The sequence below is a fragment of the Microcoleus sp. T2B6 genome (assembly GCF_036700475.1).
Lineage (GTDB): Bacteria > Cyanobacteriota > Cyanobacteriia > Cyanobacteriales > Microcoleaceae > Microcoleus.
The window spans coordinates 20,201-20,440 of record NZ_JAUBOZ010000018.1 but is presented as its reverse complement, the minus strand read 5'-3'; the positions used below and the strand labels follow the sequence as shown (position 1 = coordinate 20,440).

Annotated in this window: 1 pseudogene; it reads right to left on the bottom strand. The window is 45.4% G+C overall.

What is annotated here, in order from left to right:
* Positions 1–240 (bottom strand): annotated as a pseudogene (locus tag QUA00_RS10655) (CopG family transcriptional regulator); the annotation flags it as partial.

Here is a 240-nt window from a genome sequence, read left to right as displayed (position 1 = left end):
AAAGATTCCAGAGCACTGGATTTTTCGGCTAGCTGTTGCACAAAGTCGTGTTCCCGGTGTTCTTTTTCAGCGATTTGCTGGTGCAAAGATGCGATCGAACTTTCGCGTTCACTCAACTGTTGCTGTAAACTTTCGTAACTTGACTTCGCTACTGTTTCGGCTAATTGGCTTTCGAGATTTTGCTTTTCGGTAGCGAATTGCTGGTGCAAAGATGCGATCGAACTTTCGCGTTCACTCAAC